At 46.4% G+C, this 18,484-nt stretch carries 15 protein-coding genes and 1 riboswitch; of the genes, 11 read left to right on the top strand and 4 right to left on the bottom strand.

Annotated features, from left to right (window positions below):
* The first annotated feature begins 2 nt into the window (after nt 1–2).
* From AABI08_RS07390 to AABI08_RS07405, 4 genes are all read left to right on the top strand, one after another.
* The gene (locus AABI08_RS07390; protein WP_338344264.1) at nt 3–1,055 is read left to right on the top strand and encodes an ABC transporter ATP-binding protein; all 1,053 of its coding nucleotides are present in this window, start codon (nt 3–5) and stop codon (nt 1,053–1,055) included.
* On the top strand, nt 1,055–1,990 hold the full coding sequence (locus AABI08_RS07395; RefSeq protein WP_338344262.1) for an ABC transporter ATP-binding protein: 936 nt from the start codon (nt 1,055–1,057) through the stop codon (nt 1,988–1,990). The genes AABI08_RS07390 and AABI08_RS07395 overlap by 1 nt, the downstream gene beginning before the upstream one ends.
* A 138-nt stretch (nt 1,991–2,128) precedes the next feature.
* Nucleotides 2,129–3,640, top strand: coding sequence for a peptide chain release factor 3 (locus AABI08_RS07400; protein WP_338344260.1), 1,512 nt, complete (start codon nt 2,129–2,131; stop codon nt 3,638–3,640).
* A 136-nt stretch (nt 3,641–3,776) separates the two neighbouring features.
* Nucleotides 3,777–3,871: riboswitch (THF riboswitch) on the top strand.
* A gap of 32 nt (nt 3,872–3,903) precedes the next feature.
* Entirely contained in the window at nt 3,904–4,518 is a 615-nt protein-coding gene (locus AABI08_RS07405; protein ID WP_338344258.1) for a folate family ECF transporter S component, read from the top strand.
* Between the two features lie 148 nt (nt 4,519–4,666).
* Here AABI08_RS07405 and AABI08_RS07410 read toward each other — a convergent pair whose 3' ends face one another.
* The 3 genes from AABI08_RS07410 to AABI08_RS07420 form a co-directional block, all read right to left on the bottom strand.
* The gene (locus AABI08_RS07410) at nt 4,667–5,377 is read right to left on the bottom strand and encodes a DUF6198 family protein (RefSeq protein ID WP_338344256.1); all 711 of its coding nucleotides are present in this window, start codon (nt 5,375–5,377) and stop codon (nt 4,667–4,669) included.
* 90 nt (nt 5,378–5,467) lie between these two features.
* Entirely contained in the window at nt 5,468–6,967 is a 1,500-nt protein-coding gene (gene rlmD / locus AABI08_RS07415) for a 23S rRNA (uracil(1939)-C(5))-methyltransferase RlmD (RefSeq protein WP_338344639.1), read from the bottom strand.
* Nucleotides 6,968–7,008: 41 nt separating this feature from the next.
* On the bottom strand, nt 7,009–8,181 hold the full coding sequence (locus tag AABI08_RS07420) for a DUF998 domain-containing protein (protein WP_338344252.1): 1,173 nt from the start codon (nt 8,179–8,181) through the stop codon (nt 7,009–7,011).
* Between the two features lie 212 nt (nt 8,182–8,393).
* Between AABI08_RS07420 and AABI08_RS07425 the strand changes: the two genes are divergently transcribed.
* The 3 genes from AABI08_RS07425 (at nt 8,394) to AABI08_RS07435 (ending at nt 12,611) form a co-directional block, all read left to right on the top strand.
* On the top strand, nt 8,394–8,675 hold the full coding sequence (locus tag AABI08_RS07425; protein ID WP_338344251.1) for a transcriptional regulator: 282 nt from the start codon (nt 8,394–8,396) through the stop codon (nt 8,673–8,675).
* A gap of 85 nt (nt 8,676–8,760) precedes the next feature.
* The gene (locus tag AABI08_RS07430) at nt 8,761–10,923 is read left to right on the top strand and encodes an AAA family ATPase (protein ID WP_338344249.1); all 2,163 of its coding nucleotides are present in this window, start codon (nt 8,761–8,763) and stop codon (nt 10,921–10,923) included.
* A gap of 392 nt (nt 10,924–11,315) precedes the next feature.
* Nucleotides 11,316–12,611: an acetylornithine deacetylase gene (locus tag AABI08_RS07435; RefSeq protein ID WP_338344247.1), complete on the top strand. Its 1,296-nt coding sequence runs from the start codon at nt 11,316–11,318 to the stop codon at nt 12,609–12,611.
* A 226-nt stretch (nt 12,612–12,837) separates the two neighbouring features.
* On the opposite strand, the gene AABI08_RS07440 is transcribed toward AABI08_RS07435, so the two are convergent.
* Nucleotides 12,838–13,134, bottom strand: coding sequence for a GNAT family N-acetyltransferase (locus tag AABI08_RS07440; protein WP_338344245.1), 297 nt, complete (start codon nt 13,132–13,134; stop codon nt 12,838–12,840).
* Nucleotides 13,135–13,250: 116 nt separating this feature from the next.
* Here AABI08_RS07440 and dut point away from each other — a divergent pair, with 116 nt between their 5' ends.
* The 4 genes from dut (at nt 13,251) to cysS (ending at nt 18,256) form a co-directional block, all read left to right on the top strand.
* Nucleotides 13,251–13,721 carry a dUTP diphosphatase gene (gene dut, locus AABI08_RS07445; RefSeq protein WP_338344244.1) on the top strand — a complete coding sequence of 157 codons (471 nt, stop codon included), beginning with the start codon at nt 13,251–13,253 and terminating at the stop codon, nt 13,719–13,721.
* The gene (gene radA, locus AABI08_RS07450) at nt 13,721–15,091 is read left to right on the top strand and encodes a DNA repair protein RadA (protein ID WP_338344242.1); all 1,371 of its coding nucleotides are present in this window, start codon (nt 13,721–13,723) and stop codon (nt 15,089–15,091) included. The genes dut and radA overlap by 1 nt, the downstream gene beginning before the upstream one ends.
* A gap of 158 nt (nt 15,092–15,249) precedes the next feature.
* Nucleotides 15,250–16,746, top strand: coding sequence for a glutamate--tRNA ligase (gltX, locus tag AABI08_RS07455; protein ID WP_338344240.1), 1,497 nt, complete (start codon nt 15,250–15,252; stop codon nt 16,744–16,746).
* Between the two features lie 97 nt (nt 16,747–16,843).
* Nucleotides 16,844–18,256, top strand: a complete 1,413-nt coding sequence (cysS, locus tag AABI08_RS07460) for a cysteine--tRNA ligase (protein ID WP_338344237.1) — start codon at nt 16,844–16,846, stop codon at nt 18,254–18,256.
* Nucleotides 18,257–18,484 lie beyond the last annotated feature (228 nt).

The raw sequence follows: 18,484 nt of genomic DNA on the forward strand, positions 1-18,484 counted from the left end.
TCATGGTAGCACCAATTTTACAAGTAAAAGACCTCCGCGTGGACTTTAACACTTATGCTGGAAAAATCCAGGCGATTCGGGGCGTTAATTTTGATTTAAATGCCGGCGAAACCCTGGCCATTGTTGGGGAATCTGGTTCTGGTAAATCAGTGACGACAAAGACCCTCCTCGGTCTAAATGCTCAAAACGCTGAATTAGGTGAAGAAAGTCAAATTCTCTATGACGGTAAGAATTTGGCTAAATTGTCCGAAAAAGAGTGGGAAAGTTATCGTGGTTCTGAAGTCGCAATGGTCTTTCAGGACCCAATGACTTCACTAGACCCAACGATGAAGATTGGTAACCAGATTGCGGAACCAATCATGAAGCATCACGAAGTTGAAAAGGCTGAAGCACTGGAAAAGGCCTTGCAATTGATGAAGGATGTTGGTATTCCAAATGCTGAGGAACATATCAATGATTATCCACATCAGTGGTCTGGTGGAATGCGTCAGCGTGCCGTTATCGCCATTGCATTGGCCGCTGACCCAAAGGTCTTGATTGCCGATGAACCAACGACTGCTTTGGATGTGACGATTCAGGCCCAAATTTTGCAGGTCTTGAAGAAGTTGCAAAAGAAGAACAATACAGCCATTATCTTTATCACCCATGATTTGGGTGTTGTTGCTGGAATCGCTGATCGAGTGGCTGTTATGTATGCCGGTAAAATTGTGGAAACTGGCCTGGTGAACGAAGTCTTCTATAATCCAAAACACCCGTACACATGGGGATTGTTGGGTTCAATGCCATCAACGAAGACGGAATCTGGTACCTTGCAAGCCATCCCTGGTACGCCACCGGACTTGCTTTACCCACCAAAGGGCGATGCTTTTGCGGATCGAAACGTCTATGGTTTGGCAATTGATCATGAAAAGCAACCACCACTCTTTGAAGTGTCACCCACTCATTTTGCAGCCACATGGCTCTTAGATGATCGGGCACCAAAGGTAACACCACCACTTGAGATTCAGCGTCGCCAAGCATTTTGGCAGACCTTAGAAAATGAGGGGGCCAAGTAATGCAAAATCCAGATGCAAAGAAATTAGTTGAAATTAAGGACTTGAACCTGACTTTTAACGCTGGTAAGAGCAACGCCACCAAGGCCATTGATGAAATTTCCTTTGATATTTATGAAGGGGAAACCTTTGGCTTGGTTGGGGAATCAGGATCAGGAAAGACGACCATTGGTCGGACAATTTTGAAGCTCTACAACCAAGATTCAGGAACCATTACTTTTGATGGCCAAGATTTGGGCCAGTTGAAAAAGCAGGGCATGAAGGACTTTCGTAAGCAAGCGCAGATGATTTTCCAGGACCCACAGGCCTCATTGAACGGCCGTTTGCGGGTTGAAGATATCATTGGGGAAGGTCTTGACCAGGTTGGTTACAGCAAGAAGCGTTCCGAACGCGAAGCGAAGGTATTGGAATTGTTGAAGCTGGTTGGCTTGAACAAGGACCACGCCTCACGATATCCTCACGAGTTCTCTGGTGGACAGAAGCAACGAATTGGGATTGCCCGTGCGTTGGCTGTTCAACCAAAGTTTATCATCGCTGATGAACCAATCTCAGCCTTGGACGTTTCTGTTCAGGCTCAGGTTGTTAACCTGTTGGCTGATTTGCAAAAGCAAAACAAATTGACCTACCTCTTTATTGCCCACGATTTGGCCATGGTCAAGTACATCTCTGACCGAATTGGTGTCATGCACTGGGGAAAGTTGGTTGAATTGGGCACTGCGGATGAAGTTTATAACCATCCATTGCACCCATATACCAAGAGTTTGCTTTCGGCTGTGCCCGAACCTGACCCAATCGTTGAAAAGCAGCGTGTGATTAAGCCATACGATGCGAGCTTCGAAAAGGATGGACAGGAACGGAAAATGGTTGAGGTTGAACCTGGTCACTTTGTCTTGGCAACACCAGCGGAAGCTGAGCAATACAAGGCAGAACAAAAGTAAATCAGGTCACTTGACGTGCCCACTATTTTCTAACTTAAATAGTTTAAATTAAAAAAGCGTTTCAGGACGAACTGAAAGCAGATGTTTCTGCGCTCAGCCCTAGCCCTGAGCGCTTTTTTCATGTAAAATAAGCTTATTATGGAAAACTTTGAACAAGAATTACAAAATCGGCGGACATTCGCCATTATTTCCCATCCCGATGCGGGAAAAACAACCTTAACGGAGCAATTACTCCTCCATGGTGGCGTTATTCGCGAAGCCGGAACGGTCAAGGGCCGTGGGGCCAAGAAGATGGCTTCATCGGACTGGATGGCCATTGAGCAACAGCGTGGTATCTCGGTTACCTCTTCTGTCCTGCAGTTTGACTACGAGGGCAAGCGCATCAACATTTTGGATACACCGGGGCACGAAGATTTCTCGGAAGATACTTATCGAACACTGATGGCCGTTGATTCGGTTGTCATGGTTGTTGATGCTGCGAAGGGAATTGAGCCACAGACCAAGAAGTTATTTGAAATTGTTTCAAAACGTGGCATTCCCGTCTTCACCTTCTTTAACAAGATTGATCGTGATGCCCGGTCACCATTGGACTTGGTGGACGAATTAGAAAGTATCTTGGGCATCCAAGCATACCCAATGAACTGGCCAATTGGATCTGGGCAGATTTTGCAGGGTATTTATGACTTGAAGCAAAAGGAACTGATTCCCTTTAAGAATGCAGCCGACCATCCAGAAGTTCGCCAAGAGGGCTTGGATGAAGTTGAATTGTTGGAAGATGCTGGTAATCAATTTGACGAAAAAGCCGTTGCCACGGGTAAGTTAACGCCGGTTTTCTTTGGGTCAGCCCTAGCGAACTTTGGTGTGACCGAATTCTTGCGGGAATACCTGACCTATGCACCAATGCCTGCACCGGTCACAACAGTTGATGACCAGGTGATTGAACCGGATAATCCGGAATTTACCGGTTTTGTCTTTAAGATTCAGGCAAACATGGATCCCCGTCACCGAGATCGGATTGCCTTTGTGCGAATCGTATCCGGTGCCTTCGAACGAGGCATGGACGTCACGCTAGAAAGAACGGGCAAGAAGCTTCGTTTGGCCAATGTGACCCAGTTTATGGCAGAAGAGCGTGAAAACGTTCAGGGAGCCGTTCCTGGCGATATTATCGGTGTTTATGATACCGGGAACTTCCAAATCGGTGATACGATTTTCTCTGGTAAAAAAGCCGTTCGCTTCCCTGATTTGCCAACTTTTACCCCTGAGTACTTTAATAAAGTCATTGCCAAGGATGTGATGAAGCAAAAGTCATATCACAAGGGCATTACCCAATTGGTTCAAGAAGGAACAATTCAGCTTTATAAGTCATGGAATTCAAGCGAGTATATTCTTGGTGCTGTTGGTCAGTTGCAGTTCGAAGTGTTCAAGTTCCGAATGGAAAATGAGTATAACGTTGAAATTCAATTTGAGCCGATTGGTTCAAAGGTTGCCCGTTGGATTGACCCAGACCAAGTGGACGAAAAGATGGCTTCATCGCGGAACTTGTTGGTCAAGGATCGCTACGACCGTCCCGTCTTCTTATTTGAAAATAATTTTGCATTGAACTGGTTCAAGGATAAGTATCCAGACGTTCAATTAGAAGCAAAAATGTAAGCAAAATGCTGTCATTAGAATGGCGGCTTTTTTCTTTGGCTTAAGATAAACGAACGTGATATAATAGATACCGTCAATTGTTCGTTTTATTTAGAAATAACTTCTCCGAACAAAACAATAGTTGGCAAAAAATAAATATGGGGTAGGAACCCGTGCGTTAAGTGCAGTGGAAACGGAATGTGAGCCACTGACGAAACATTTATGTGCGGTACGGGTTTCGCATTCACCAACCCGGTGGACGCTCCTTTAGGAGGTTCAAGAATATGAACAAGCACACAGTTTTCAAGAAGTGGGGGCTGTCTTCTTTGTCGATCCAACAGCTCGTTTTGCTAGCGGTCTTAATGGCCCTCTCGTTGGTTATCGGTAAGTTTTCAGTCATGCTGACACCAACCATCAAGATTTCCTTTGTCTTTTTGGCATCGTCTTTGATGGGGCGGTTCTTCGGTCCAATCTGGACGATGTTGGTGATGGTCTTACTCGACTTCGTTAACGTGACTTTTTTTGTGGCCCATGGCGCCTGGTCGCCAATTATGGCCTTTGGCGTTGTGTTAGCTGGACTCATTTATGGCGGGTTCTTCTACCAACAGCCGCTGACAAAAACCGTTCACTGGGGTAAAATCCTCGTAGCCGTCTTGCTGATTACCTTTGTAGTTAACTTTTTAGTGAATACCTTCGCCTTGATGATCATGTATTCACCACAACATTCATGGTCGGTCTTTTCGGCCATGTTATCAGCGCGGTTGCCAAAGCAGTTGATTTTTTTCCCAATTCAGTTGGTTCTAACTTATTTGGTTTTGAATAACCGCATTGTGACTCAGATTGGTCAACAATTCTTTGCATCACAGAGGAAGCAAACAGCGCAAGCTGATTCCATTTAAACAAAAGCATAAATCAGGTCAGTCCCAATCATAAAGCGGGGTTGGCTCACAGTGCAAAGTGGCTTTGTGCCATTCTTTGCCAGTAAACTGAAAAGGCACTCGCGTTCGATTCTGAACGTGAGTGCCTTTTTGTGTTTGAAACTGATTTTTAATCCTTGTTTTGGACTGGGATATCCTTGTGGGTTAAATCCATATTGCCGTGGACAAGGTGCGGAAAGACTAAGTTGTCGGACCAGGCAATGATTTGTCCCTGCAAGAAGAAGGAAACGGCCGTTCCGATGTTAATGGAGACGATGCTGCCTGAGTAGGCCCAACAGGCCAGAGAAATGCCGATGGCAAAGATAAAGTTTGAAATTTGTGCTTTTGGAGCGGAGCCACGGAAGTAGGAGAAACGCAGGATGTTGGTCATATCATCAATTGGATGAAGAATGAAGTTAACCCGCTGGTACACCGAAATGGCGACCCCCACGACGGCAACACCAAAAAGATCGAGTGGGATGCGGAGCCACAGAGGGACTGTGCGCACACCCATCTGAACAAAAATGGTATTAAAAAAGCCGGCCAAAAAGGAAAAAAGGAGACCAAAGGTGATGTTGCCGAGGAAACGCTTTAAAACAAACTTTTTAGCTAAAAAGATATTGGCAATTGCGACCAGGACAGTCGTTGCTGCCAGGTAAATTGAAATCGGTACCCCAGTGACGTGGGCCAAATTGGCGGCACCGGCAGTCCATGGGGCGGAACCGAGGTTGGTGGCCACAGAAAGCCCGTTGCCAAGGGCATCGAGGATTAGTGAAAGCAAAAAATAGAAGTAAATCTGTCGCCAACTTAATTCAAAATATCGTCCATCGCGGTGGTACATAAGAGCATCCGCCTTTCCAAAAGATAAAAATCACATTATTTTCATTATAAAAGAAAGAGCCGCTAAATAAAACGGCTCTTTTCTATCTTTTTATTTCAATGAGAGTTTGACGACGCCTTCCCAACGGGGAGTCTGGGGAAACATATCGATTGGTTGAATAAAGTCAACTTGATAAGCAGCATCGAGGTCCGCTAAGTCGCGGGCTAGCGTCGATGGGTTGCAAGAAATATAGACTAATTTCTTAGGCTTTGTTTTGAGCAAAGCTCGCTTGAAAGCATCGTCCAAACCTGGTCGTGGTGGATCGACAACCACAGCAGTTGGCGCAAAGCCCTCCTTAGCCCACTTAGGAAAGACTTTTTCGGCTGTTCCAACTTCATAGAAGGCGTTTTCGATGCCGTTTTCTTCAGCGTTTAAGCGAGCATCTGCTACAGCTTCTGGAATAACTTCCATTCCGCGGACTTCCTTGACCAAGAAGGCCATTGACAAGCCCAGCGTTCCCACGCCCGAATAGGCATCGACCAGGGTGTCTTCCTTGTTAAGGTCTAACGCCTTAATCGCGATTTCATAGGTTTTGGTCATTTGTTCGTGGTTCAGTTGCAAGAATGCTCGAGGGGAAAAGGCGAAGTTTAGTCCTAAGATTTCCTCATGGAGGTAGTCATCACCCCAAAGCTTGATGGTTTCATCACCCCAAATCAGCGATGTTTTACCAAAATTGATATTTTGGAAAATACCAGTTAAGGCAGGAATCTTTTCCGTTAGGGCATCGATAACCGCTAGGCGACCAGGGAATTCCTCGACGTTTGTTACCAGCACCAGTTGGGCCTGGCCTTCTTGGTTGGCACGGACGATGATGGTTTTGACCAAACCGGTGTTCTTGGCCTCGTTATAAAAGGAAACGGAAGCGTCGGACAGGATTTGGCCGACCTGACGGACGATGGCCATTGATGTTTCATCTTGGGTAGCAATCGTTGGTAGGTCCACAATATCGTGGGTACCGCGCTTGTAAAGACCTAATTTGACCTCGCCTTTAATCTTGCGAATTGGCAAGGACGCCTTATTGCGGTAGTGGTAGGGAACGTCCATCCCAATCGTGTCGTTGATTTGATAGTGGTCAAAGCCCTTGGGTTGGAACTTTTCCAGGGCCTGCACGATTAGGTCTTTTTTAAAGGCTAGTTGGGCCGGGTAAGAAAGGTGGGCGAGTTCAAAGCCACCAACTAAGTCGGCCGCTGGATCTTCTGGTGTGACCCGGTCTTGGCTTTCTTCGCGAATCGTGACGACCTTTGCTTCAATATATTTGTCGGTAAAATCAGTTACCTTAGCGGTAACGACCTCACCGGGCAATGCGCCGGGGATAAAGACAATCTTGCGCTTGAAATAGCCGATTCCTTCACCATTAATGCCGAGGCGCTTGATGGTCAATGGGAACTTTTGTCCAATTTTGACCTCAACGGGTTGGTTACTGTTGGAACGATTACCCTGATTTTTTGAGTAACGGTTTGGACGGTGACTGTTGCCCTGCCCTTGACCGCGAGCGGTATTTCTTGACCGGTTGGGGCCCTTTTGATAAGTATTATTTTTTTCTGCTGACATCGGTGTCATTCCTTTTCATGGTACAAAAGCGGGTTCTGATTTTATTCAATTGATTTGAGTGTGACTTGGTACGATTGCGACTTCGTCTCGTACAGCATATGAATATTTTGCATTAAAAGCAAGAGCCAAGAAATGCCGAGACCTAAAATGATGATTTCAAAGGCGGTCAGGGAAAGATAGCGAATCCCGTAAAAGAGAAAGGCGGTGACTACCATACTGAGGGCGGTTCCTAATGAAAAGAGTTTAAATTCGCGGTTGGCATTGGGTAAAAGCCAGTAAATTAACAGCATGGGACCACCCGTACCAACAATCAACAGGTTAGCCGCCGTGTCGTGGGCAATATGAAGAAGGCCGGGATTATTAGGCAGTGCGCCGATGGCCAACAGGCAGAGGGCATCAAAAGTCAAAAAGGCACGCAAAATGGATAGGCGCCGGTGTTTTTTGTAACGCTTTTGGATGGGAACAAATAGGTAGTCAATTAAAGTGCCCCAGAGGATGCCGGCAATAATTAATGTGGCGTTAAAGGTCCACGAAAAGTGGGCCTTGGCCGTTCCTAGAAAGGAAAAATTATGCTGCCACCACAAAAGCCGTGAGTTGGTCACCATGGCCACCAGAACGCCGCAGACGATGGTGATAATTAAAAGGGCCATCATAAAGGTCGTGGAAATCAGTGTCACGGCATAAACCATTAAATAGTTGATGATACTAACAAAGACGAAAAAGAGGATAGTCGCTGTTAGCCGGTCAAAGATTGCTGATTGGAAGAGGTAGCCGATCGCCCAGAAAAAGGCGATGGCCGCAAATGCCTGAATCAGGGCAATTGACAAGAAAAGAGTTGGCGCCAGGCGCATATCGGTTTTCTTCTTAATCGGGTCTTTCTCTCGAAAAACATTTTTTAAGTGCAGGCGGATAAAGGAGCCCATGCCGGTGATCTCACTAAGGAAAATGACAGCCGTTGCCAATGAACCATCGCCGGTAAGTGGAATTAGAGGGTCTTTTTGCCATAAAATCCAAAAGGCAAAGGCAATGGTTGCCAAGAAGGATGGCACCAAAAACCGCCGGATTGAAAGTTCTTGTTTATTGTTTTCAGTCAAAACAGGAGTCAAAGTTAAGGAGGCATCATTGACGACTAGGCCGAGTTTGGCCCCGTCAGTTAAATCGAGGTCATTGACTGCCTCTTCTGGAATTTCAATTTCGTAACGTTGGTTGGCCATTCGGCACCTCTTTTTATAGGAAAATAGTTTTTTTATTTCACTGGAATCATTATAGCCAGAACCGCTTGGCTCTAGGGCAACTACTCTATTTTAATCAAAAAGTAAAAAAAATAATATAGCACACTTGTGTTATATCACATATGTGTTATAATAATAGATGTGGAGGAGGAAGAAGATGTTAGAAAAGAGATATCAAAACTGGGGTGATCAGAATGGTACGTTTTAACATTAAGGCTTATTTGATGGATAAGTCATTAACCATTTATCGGGTTTCAAAAGAATCCGGTTATGGCTATACGACGATTCATCGGTCTTTCAATAAAGATCAAAGCCAAGCAACTTCACTAAATATACGAGATTTAGATGCCTTAGCCCGGGCCCAGCAAATGGAAATGTGGCAAGTATTAAAGGAATTGGAACACGGTTATCAAAAACCTGATCCAGATCAAGAATCACTCGTTAAAAATAAACGGGATTCGAAATCCGACGGTTGAGATGACACTGCCAATTTCGAAAAGAAAGTAAATTTATATAAAGAAAAGAAAGTAAATTTATATAAAGAGGAAGGTATATTAATTTATGGCAAATCAAAACGATGCATTTAACAACGGATTTAACTCAGATATGAACAATATCTTTGATAGTATGATGGGTAACTTGAATGGCTTGAACTCAGAAAACCGCCGCTACTTAATTAACGGCCGGGAAGTAACACCAGAAGAGTTTGCGCAATATCGCCAAACTGGCCAGTTACCAAATGACGCACAACAAGGTCAGACAGCAGGTAATGGTCGTCCTCAGGCAGCAAAGCCAGGACAAATTAAGCAAGATGGTATGTTGGCAAAATTAGGTCGCAACTTGACCCAAGAAGCCAAGGATGGTTTGCTTGATCCAGTTATCGGCCGGAACAAGGAAATTCAAGAAACCGCCGAAATTTTGAGCCGGCGGACAAAGAACAATCCTGTCTTGGTTGGGGATGCCGGTGTTGGTAAAACGGCGGTTATTGAAGGTTTAGCTCAGGCCATTGCCGCTGGGGATGTGCCGGCAGCTATCCAAGACAAGCAGATTTATTCAATTGACATTTCAGCTTTGGAGGCTGGTACACAATACCGTGGTGCCTTTGAAGAAAACGTGCAGAAGTTAATCGATGAAGTCAAGAATGCCGGTAACGTGGTCTTGTTCTTCGATGAAATCCACCAAATCCTTGGTGCCGGTTCAACTGGTGGCGAAGATGGTGGTAAGGGCTTGGCCGATATTTTGAAGCCAGCCTTGTCACGTGGCGAATTATCTTTGATTGGTGCAACGACTCAAGACGAGTATCGGAACACGATTTTGAAGAACGCTGCTTTGGCTCGTCGATTTAACGAAGTTAAGGTCAACGCTCCTTCAGCAGCAGATACGTTGAAGATTTTGGAAGGAATTGCTCCTCTTTATGAGAAGCACCACAACGTTGAATTACCAAAGGATGTTTTGCAGGCAGCTGTGGATTACTCAGTGCAGTATATTCCACAACGGTCATTGCCTGACAAGGCCATCGATTTAATTGATATGACAGCCGCTCACTTGTCAGCTAAGAACCCAGCAACCGACAAGGTTTCTTTGGAAAAGAAGTTAGCTGATTTGAAGAAGGACCAAGAAGACGCTGTTGGTCAAGAAGACTATGAGAAGGCTTTGAAGGTTAAGAATGAAATTGCTGACGTTCAAAAGAAGTTAGATTCTGCTAAGAACGTTGAAAAGATTAAGGCAACGCCAAACGATGTTGCCCAAGCTGTTGAGCGCTTGACGGGTATCCCAGTTTCACAGATGGGTGCCTCTGATATCGAGCACTTGAAGCAAATCGACAAGCGTTTGGCTGGTAAGGTTATTGGTCAAGATGAGGCCGTCGACCTCGTGGCCCGTGCCATTCGTCGTAACCGTGCTGGATTCGATGAAGGAAACCGTCCAATTGGTTCGTTCCTCTTCGTTGGACCAACTGGTGTTGGTAAGACGGAGTTGGCAAAGCAGTTAGCACAAGACCTCTTCGGTTCGAAGGACTCCATTATCCGTTTGGATATGTCAGAGTATTCTGATTTAACAGCCGTGTCAAAGTTGATTGGTGCAACAGCCGGTTATGTTGGCTATGATGACAACAGCAACACTTTGACAGAAAAGGTTCGTCGTAATCCTTACTCAATCGTCTTGTTGGATGAAATTGAGAAGGCTAACCCACAAGTCTTGACCTTGCTTTTGCAGGTCTTGGATGATGGTCGCTTGACGGATGGTCAAGGAAATGTGGTGAACTTCAAGAATACCGTGGTCATTGCCACTTCAAATGCCGGATTCGGTAACAAGGATGTGGAAAAGGGCGACTTAATGGATCGGTTGTCCAAGTTCTTCCGTCCAGAATTCTTGAACCGTTTCAACGGTGTGGTTGAATTCTCAGCCTTGACTAAGGAAGATTTGAAGCAAATCGTCGACTTGATGTTGGCGGATGTGGATAAGACCTTGGCTAAGAAGGACTTGACGTTGCGGATTTCTGATGGTGTTAAGGAACACTTGATTGAAGATGGTTATGATGAAGCCCTCGGTGCTCGTCCATTGCGTCGAGTAATTGAGCAACAGATTCGTGATCAAGTAACTGATTTCTACTTGGATAACCCTGGTAAGAAGGCGTTGTCAGCTGACTTGGTTGATGGCAAGGTTGTCATTTCAGCTATTGAAGAAGATGACGATGCAAAGTCTGATGAAAAATCAGCAAAGTAATCGCTTTTAAATAGAGACCCGGTCGCAGGTTGCGGCTGGGTCTTTTTTTGGTGGCTGGGATTGTTAAGTTGGACTTGGACCCGCAAGCTGATGACGACTTTTGGTGAGTTTTTTCGGAAGGCTTCGCTATCAATCAGACGACTTTTGGTGGATTTCTCGCAGTCCGCGGTAACAATCACAACACTTTGCTGCGATTCTGCACAAAAGTATGCTATTCTAAAAAGGCTAGGGGAGCCATCCGCTGAGACCTGAAAAGGGACCCTTTGAACCTGAGAGTTAGCACTCGCGTAGGAAAGCCAAATACGTTGATACTAAATTGGGGCTCATAGTCCAACTCGAAACTTCTCTAGCACAAAACACTGTTGCAGAGAAGTTTTTTGATTGGAGAAAAGATGACTACTGATGAGAAAGAAGCGGTTTTTGCTGCTATTGACCTGGGGCAGGAAGAGTTTTTACATATTCTTGAGCGTTTGGTTGCCTTTGAAACGGTTTCACCGCCGGCACGAAATACCAGCCCACTACAAGAGTGGCTGGCCAGCGAATTAGCGCAATATGGCTTGGAAACCAAACTTGAAGATTTTTATGAAAAAGACCGGTTGCTCGAAGCCAAGAAGCCAGGGAGCGCACCGGCAACCCACCATAACCTCATGTTAAATGGCCACGTTGATGTGGCCGCCTTGGAAAATCAGGACTTGTGGGAAACCGACCCCTTTGTTCTGACTAAAGAGGGTGACACCGTAATTGGTCGCGGGGTGAGTGATATGAAGGGGGCAATGGCTGCCTATGTCTTTATCTTTAAAATCCTAGCTGATTTGCACATTGATTTGCCCGGTGACCTTTACCTGCAGTCCGTGGTTGGCGAAGAGTTGGGGGAGGCGGGCACCAAGACCTTACTGAACCACCACCAAGACCCGATCGACTTTGCCATTGTTGGCGATACCAGTGATACGCATTTCCAGGGACAAGGCGGGGTGATCACAGGCTGGATTACGCTGAAGTCGCCCCATACCTACCATGATGGGAACCGGATTAAAATGGTCCAGACTGGTGGTGGCCTGAAGGCAGCTAGCATGGTTGAAAAGATGCCGGTCGTCATGAATGCCCTCCAGCAACTGGAACGCTATTGGGGCATCACGAAGTCCTATCCTGGCTTTGCACCAGGAACCGATACGATTAACCCGGCCTATATCGAAGGTGGCATCCACCCAGCCTTTGTCGCTGATGAATGCCGGCTGTGGATTACGGTTCACTTTTACCCCAACGAGACAGTTGAGGGCATTGAGCAAGAGGTTGAAGAGGCTGTTTTGGTAGCTGCTAGGGCCGACCCATGGCTGAAGGATAACCTGCCAACCTTTGAGTGGGGCGGGGATTCGATGCTGGTTGATCAAGGTGAAATCTTCCCAGCCTTAGAATTAAATCCGGATGGCCCTGCCTTCCAAAAATTAGCGCAGGCCCATGAAGAAAATTTTGGCCAAAAGTCGGTGGTGGGGATGTCGACCTCAGTTTCTGATGGTGGTTGGTTTGGCTACTATCATATTCCAGCGGTTGTCTATGGTCCGGGCCAGCTTGTTCAAGCCCATAGCGATAATGAGTCGGCGAGCTTAGCACAACTGCAAACCTACACCAAAACGATTGCTGCCTTTATCCTCGACTGGTGCCAGAGTGAAAAATCAGAAGTGACGCATTAGGCATTTGCTGGTGATTGCTAACCAGAAATAATAAGAAAGAAGCTGACCGAATCGGTGGGTTATCTCCTGCACACTAGGGCCGACTTCTACTAAAAAACCGTCAAAGTGCATTTGGATGAAACGTTGTTCTTCCAATTAGCTTTGACGGTTTTTGATTGGGGATGGGGGTGCCACTTATCCTACTTTCGACGCTTTTTATTGATGACGGGGGCTACTCCCATCCAGCCTATTTTTGATTTAATTGGCTCGTCGTATCAACGTCCTGGTATTCGTCACGGAAGCGACGGAATAAAATGGCGGCGTACCGGCAGGCCGGCTGAACGAGTTTGCCCTCCGCTCGGGCTTTGTTGACCACTTCGTCAACCAGCTGGCGCGCAATATTTTGACCGCGTAGGCTGGGGTCGACGAAGGTGCGGTTTAAAACAAGGCTATTTTCGGCCTGATTTTCCACGTAGGTTACCTCGCCGAGTTGTAAGCCGTCCTTTTCGTAGTAGAATGCTCCTGGTTTTGCAGTGATGGCCATTAGAACCTCCAGAAATGATGTGACGGTTTAGAAATTAACCGCAATGACGTATAATAAATTAGTTAAATAATAAGTTGGTTATATGCCAGATTAATGGAAATGTAAAGGGGTTTGGAATGAAAAAGCGTGGATTTGAAATTGTCAGTCAGTATGAAAATGCCGGTTTGACCCTGCCAGCTCGCTCGACCGAACGAGCAGCGGGCTATGACTTTGCTGCGGCAGCTGATATTGTCATTCCAGCACCAACAGAAGGTGTGCAAAAGCCAGTCTTGATTTCAACGGGTATCAAGGCCTATATGCAGGCAGATGAATACTTGCAGTTGGTTTCACGGTCATCTTTGCCAAAGAAAAAGCACCTGGTGATGCCAAATGCGGTTGGGATTATTGACGCGGATTACTACAATAATGAACAAAACGAGGGCGAAATTATGGTGCAGGTCCTCAATATTAGCCAAGAGGACGTTTTGATTAAGAAGGGTGACCGAATTGCCCAAGGAATCTTCTTGCCTTATTTGCTAGCCGACCAGGATGAGGATACTATTAAGGCCGTTCGTGCCGGTGGCTTTGGTTCAACCGGGGAGGGCTAATGGCCAAAACGAAAACCCAATTTATCTGTTCAAATTGTGACTTTATTTCGGCTCGTTACCTCGGCCGCTGTCCGAACTGTGGCGAGTGGGGAACTTTTGTTGAAGAAAAAATCCAACCGGAAACGACTAACCGCAAGGCGCGAGTTGGTATTGACGGTAAGGTGGCCAAGGTTCAAGCTATCAACGAGGTTTCCCTGGAAGATACGCCCAAGGTCACCACGGGCCTGAAAGAATTGAACCGTGTTCTTGGTGGCGGAGTTGTTGCCGGAACTCTGGTGTTGATTGGTGGTGACCCCGGTATTGGGAAGTCAACGCTTTTGCTCCAGGTTTCGGGCGAACTTTCCAACCACGGGAAGGTGCTCTATGTGACCGGGGAAGAGTCGGCCTCTCAGGTTAAGTTGCGGGCGGACCGGTTAGACGTTGGCGGTCAGCAATTCTACCTGTATCCGGAAACCGATATGACGGCGGTGAAAAAGCAGGTCGAGGAGATGAAGCCAAACTTTTTGGTGATTGATTCCGTGCAAACGATGCAGGAACCTGATTTGACCTCGCCAATTGGATCTGTTGCTCAGATTCGGGAAGTAACGGCTGATTTGTTGCAGATTGCTAAGACCAACAACATCACGGTCTTCATTGTTGGCCATGTGACCAAGGATGGGGCGATTGCCGGTCCAAAGATTTTGGAGCATATGGTTGATACGGTTCTTTACTTTGAAGGGGACCGCCACTATAAGTACCGGATTCTGCGGGCGGTCAAAAATCGTTTCGGTGCCACAAATGAGCTCGGCATCTTCGAGATGCGTGACCAGGGACTTGCCGAGGTTGCTAATCCTTCCGAAATTTTCTTGGAAGAACGGCTAGCCGGTGCCACCGGGTCTGCGATTGTGGCGACGTTAGAGGGAAATCGGCCAATCTTAGCGGAGCTTCAAGCCCTCGTGACCCCATCCGTCTTTGGAAATGCACAACGGACGGCCACCGGCCTCGACCGTAATCGCGTTTCGGTGATTATGGCGGTCTTGGAGAAACGGGCGAACCTTCTGCTGCAAAATCAGGATGCTTATCTCAAGGCAGCTGGTGGTGTGAAGCTCGATGAACCGGCTATCGATTTGGCGGTCGCGGTCGCGGTCGCCTCGTCTTACCAGGATAAGGAAACCAGGGCCAGCGACGTCTTTATTGGTGAGCTGGGCTTGACTGGTGAAATCCGGTCGGTGGCCGACTTAGAAGGCCGGCTGAAGGAAGCAACCAAGTTAGGCTTTTCGCGGGCGATTGTGCCTAAGAACAACTTGGCTGGCTTGCGTTTGCCGGATGGCCTTGAGGTCGTTGGTGTGACGACGATTAAAGAGGCGTTGCGTCTGGCACTCGGTGACTAGGATGGCTGAGTCGCCAGCTTCTGCTACCGACCAAACTATTTTGAAATCAGGACCAAAACGATCCTGATTTTTTCAGGAGGGCTGAAAGCCTGCCCGACTTGTTGTATACTTAAGAAAGAATTTTTCAGCGTTAGGCTGTACTGAGGAGAACAATATTCATGACTGATGACTTTCGTGTTCGTTATGCCCCATCACCAACGGGCTATCTACACATTGGAAACGCCCGAACGGCGTTGTTTAACTGGCTTTTTGCCCGCCACTACAATGGAACTTTTGTAATCCGAATCGAAGATACCGATTCTGCGCGAAACATTGAAAATGGTGAACAGTCACAGTTGGAAAACCTGAAATGGTTAGGCTTGGATTGGGATGAAGCGCCTGATAAGCCTGGTCAGTATGGCCCATACCGCCAATCAGAACGAAATGAGCAGGGCATCTACCAGGAATTCATCGATGAACTCTTGGCGAAGGGCCTTGCTTATAAGTCTTACAAGACTTCTGAACAATTAGCCGAAGAACGAGCAGCACAACAGGCTGCCAAGCAAGCCCCTCACTATATCTATGAATACGAGGGCTTGACCAACGAAGAACGCGAAGCTAAGTATGCTGATTTTGAAGCCCAGGGTTTGAAGCCAGTTGTTCGCTTCCGCGTCCCAGAGGAAAAGATTTATGCTTGGGATGACATCGTGAAGGGTCATATTGAAATCGGTGCCAAGGAAGTTGGTGGTGACTGGGTTATCCAGAAGGCCGATGGCATGCCAACTTATAACTTTGCCGTTGTGGTGGATGACCACTTGATGAAGATTTCGCACGTTTTGCGTGGGGATGATCACGTTTCCAACACGCCAAAGCAAATGATGATTTATGAAGCCTTGGGCTGGGATGTGCCAAAGTTTGGTCATATGGCCTTGATTATTAATGGCGCAACGGGCAAGAAGTTGTCCAAGCGTGACAACGATGTCTTGCAGTTTGTGGAACAATACCGCGAATTGGGTTACCAACCGGAAGCAATGGACAACTTCATTGGTTTGTTGGGTTGGTCACCAAAGGGCGAAGACGAAATCTTCTCATTGGAAGAATTCAAGGAAATGTTTGACGAGCACCGTTTGTCAAAGGCCAACGCTAAGTTTGACCAAAAGAAGTTGGAATGGATCAACAACCAGTGGATTCGTAAGGACAAGGATCGCATCATGCCACAGCTCTTTGATCAAATCATTGCTGCTGGTCTGATTTCAAAGGAAGACGCTGAAAAGCGTGCCGATTGGTTGAAGGAAGTCATCGAAGTCGCTGGGGTTGACGGTATTTCTTATACGAAGCAAATCGTTGACTTGGTCCGCGAACCATTTTTCCAATTGGGCGAAGTGACAGATGAAATGGTCGACTATTTGACATCTGACGATGGTCGCAAGGTTTTTGCTGCCTGGGAAGAGGCCTATACTGCCTTGCCAGATGACGCCGATGCCGATACTTATATGGCTACCATCCGCGGTATTCAAAATGACCTTGAAATTAAGGGCCGTAATTTGTGGAACCCAATCCGAATTGCGACAACTCACCAAATTCAGGGACCAAACCTACCTGAAATGCTTGTCTTGTTGGACAAGCCGGCTGTCTTGAAGACGATGGCTGATGTCAAGGCCAAGTACCTCGACTAAGGTTTTAAAACAGCACTCACTTTGAGTGCTGTTTTTTGTTGGTTTTGCTATAATGAGAGCAAACAATGACGATTACTAAAGTAAAAGAGGTCCGCATATGCTTCAAGTCTATAACACCTACAGCCTGGAAAAAGAAGATTTTGCCCCGCAAGAAGCAGGCAAAATTACCATGTACCTGTGTGGACCGACGGTTTATAACTATATTCATATTGGGAATGCACGATCAGCTGTTGCTTTTGACACGATTCGCCGCTATTTGGAATGGCGTGGTTATGAAGTGAATTTCGTTTCCAACTTTACTGATTTGGGTGATAAGGTTATCGCGCAAGGCGAAAAGGAAGGCCTAACTGAGCAGGAAGTGGCCGATAAGTATGCCGCTGCTTTTGCAGAAGATACACGGCAGCTAAATATTAAACCTGCTACTAGCCGCCCAAGGGCGACTGAATATATGAAAGAAATGGTCGAATTCGTTGAACGATTGCTTGACCAGGGGCAGGCCTATGAAGTGAACGGTAATGTTTACTTTTCGACGAAGAAGTTTAAAAACTACACGGCGCTTTCCCATCAAAACATGGAACAATTGGAGGAAAATGCTGCCGGTCGTCTTGGGGAAGAAGACCAAGAAGATAAGCAGGACCCAACTGATTTTGCCTTGTGGAAGAGTGAAAGTCGTCCGGATGTCGTGGCCTGGCCATCACCATGGGGACCGGGTCGCCCTGGCTGGCACCTTGAATGCTCGGTGATGAATGACCAGTTATTAGGTGAGACGATTGATATTCATGCTGGTGGGATTGATTTAACTTTCCCACATCACACGAATGAATTGGCGCAATCGGAGTCATACCATCACCGGCAATTTGTTCGTTACTGGTTGCATAACGGTTTCGTCAACGTTAATGATGAAAAGATGTCGAAGTCACTGGGAAACTTTGTGACCATCCACGATTTGTTGAACACAGATATCGATCCGCAGGGTCTGCGTTTCTTCTTGGCCAAGACCAACTATCGTCGGGCGATTTCCTACAGCCCAGACCGATTGGATCAAACACAAGGGGAACTTGATCGCTTGTACCGAACATACCAAGGCCTTTTAGATACCAAGGCGGTCGCACTAGCTGGTCAGGTTTCAGAACAGGTGCAAAATCAGGTAGCGGAATTGGAAGAAGCCTTCATCGAAGCGATGGATGATGACTTTAACACAGAGAACGCGGTTACCGTTATCTTTGATTTGGCAACTTTGGCTAATAAGGTGCAAAATCAGGAGACTGCAACACAGGGTGACTTAGAGTGCCTGATGAATCGTTTGCAAACCTGGCTTGGTATTTTTGGAATTGAAAAGTTGACTCAAGAAATCATTCTTACTCCAGAACAAGAAGCTTTGTTGGCAGAACGAGCAGCAGCACGAGCTGCTAAAGATTTCCAAACATCGGATGCCATTCGTGATCAATTGTTGGTAACTGGCCTGGTTGTTCGTGATAGTCCACAGGGGCAGACTTGGGAATTGAAATAAAAGCCGAACATTATTTAATGAATAGATGCCTAAATTTGTTTTAAATCGAACAAATTTAGGCGTTTTTTAGTTAAAAAACGCCTTTGATTTTTTAGTTAAAAAGTCCTTGAAAAACTATTGACGAGTAGGAGGGTAGGCGCTATACTAGTTATTGTTCGTTACGAAGCAAACGTGCTTCTAGCGAGGCGCTGGTTATCTTTGGTAGCCGGCAGTTGATAAAAGTTTTTC

Source organism: Fructobacillus evanidus (genome assembly GCF_963580165.1).
GTDB lineage: Bacteria > Bacillota > Bacilli > Lactobacillales > Lactobacillaceae > Fructobacillus > Fructobacillus evanidus.

What these genes read in the sequence shown, in the direction of transcription:
- AABI08_RS07390 (WP_338344264.1), top strand. Translation starts at nt 3, where the DNA reads ATGGTAGCACCAATTTTACAAGTAAAAGACCTCCGCGTGGACTTTAAC.
- AABI08_RS07395 (WP_338344262.1), top strand. Translation starts at nt 1,055, where the DNA reads ATGCAAAATCCAGATGCAAAGAAATTAGTTGAAATTAAGGACTTGAAC.
- AABI08_RS07400 (WP_338344260.1), top strand. Translation starts at nt 2,129, where the DNA reads ATGGAAAACTTTGAACAAGAATTACAAAATCGGCGGACATTCGCCATT.
- AABI08_RS07405 (WP_338344258.1), top strand. Translation starts at nt 3,904, where the DNA reads ATGAACAAGCACACAGTTTTCAAGAAGTGGGGGCTGTCTTCTTTGTCG.
- AABI08_RS07410 (WP_338344256.1), bottom strand. Translation starts at nt 5,377, where the DNA reads ATGTACCACCGCGATGGACGATATTTTGAATTAAGTTGGCGACAGATT.
- rlmD (WP_338344639.1), bottom strand. Translation starts at nt 6,967, where the DNA reads ATGTCAGCAGAAAAAAATAATACTTATCAAAAGGGCCCCAACCGGTCA.
- AABI08_RS07420 (WP_338344252.1), bottom strand. Translation starts at nt 8,181, where the DNA reads ATGGCCAACCAACGTTACGAAATTGAAATTCCAGAAGAGGCAGTCAAT.
- AABI08_RS07425 (WP_338344251.1), top strand. Translation starts at nt 8,394, where the DNA reads ATGGTACGTTTTAACATTAAGGCTTATTTGATGGATAAGTCATTAACC.
- AABI08_RS07430 (WP_338344249.1), top strand. Translation starts at nt 8,761, where the DNA reads ATGGCAAATCAAAACGATGCATTTAACAACGGATTTAACTCAGATATG.
- AABI08_RS07435 (WP_338344247.1), top strand. Translation starts at nt 11,316, where the DNA reads ATGACTACTGATGAGAAAGAAGCGGTTTTTGCTGCTATTGACCTGGGG.
- AABI08_RS07440 (WP_338344245.1), bottom strand. Translation starts at nt 13,134, where the DNA reads ATGGCCATCACTGCAAAACCAGGAGCATTCTACTACGAAAAGGACGGC.
- dut (WP_338344244.1), top strand. Translation starts at nt 13,251, where the DNA reads ATGAAAAAGCGTGGATTTGAAATTGTCAGTCAGTATGAAAATGCCGGT.
- radA (WP_338344242.1), top strand. Translation starts at nt 13,721, where the DNA reads ATGGCCAAAACGAAAACCCAATTTATCTGTTCAAATTGTGACTTTATT.
- gltX (WP_338344240.1), top strand. Translation starts at nt 15,250, where the DNA reads ATGACTGATGACTTTCGTGTTCGTTATGCCCCATCACCAACGGGCTAT.
- cysS (WP_338344237.1), top strand. Translation starts at nt 16,844, where the DNA reads ATGCTTCAAGTCTATAACACCTACAGCCTGGAAAAAGAAGATTTTGCC.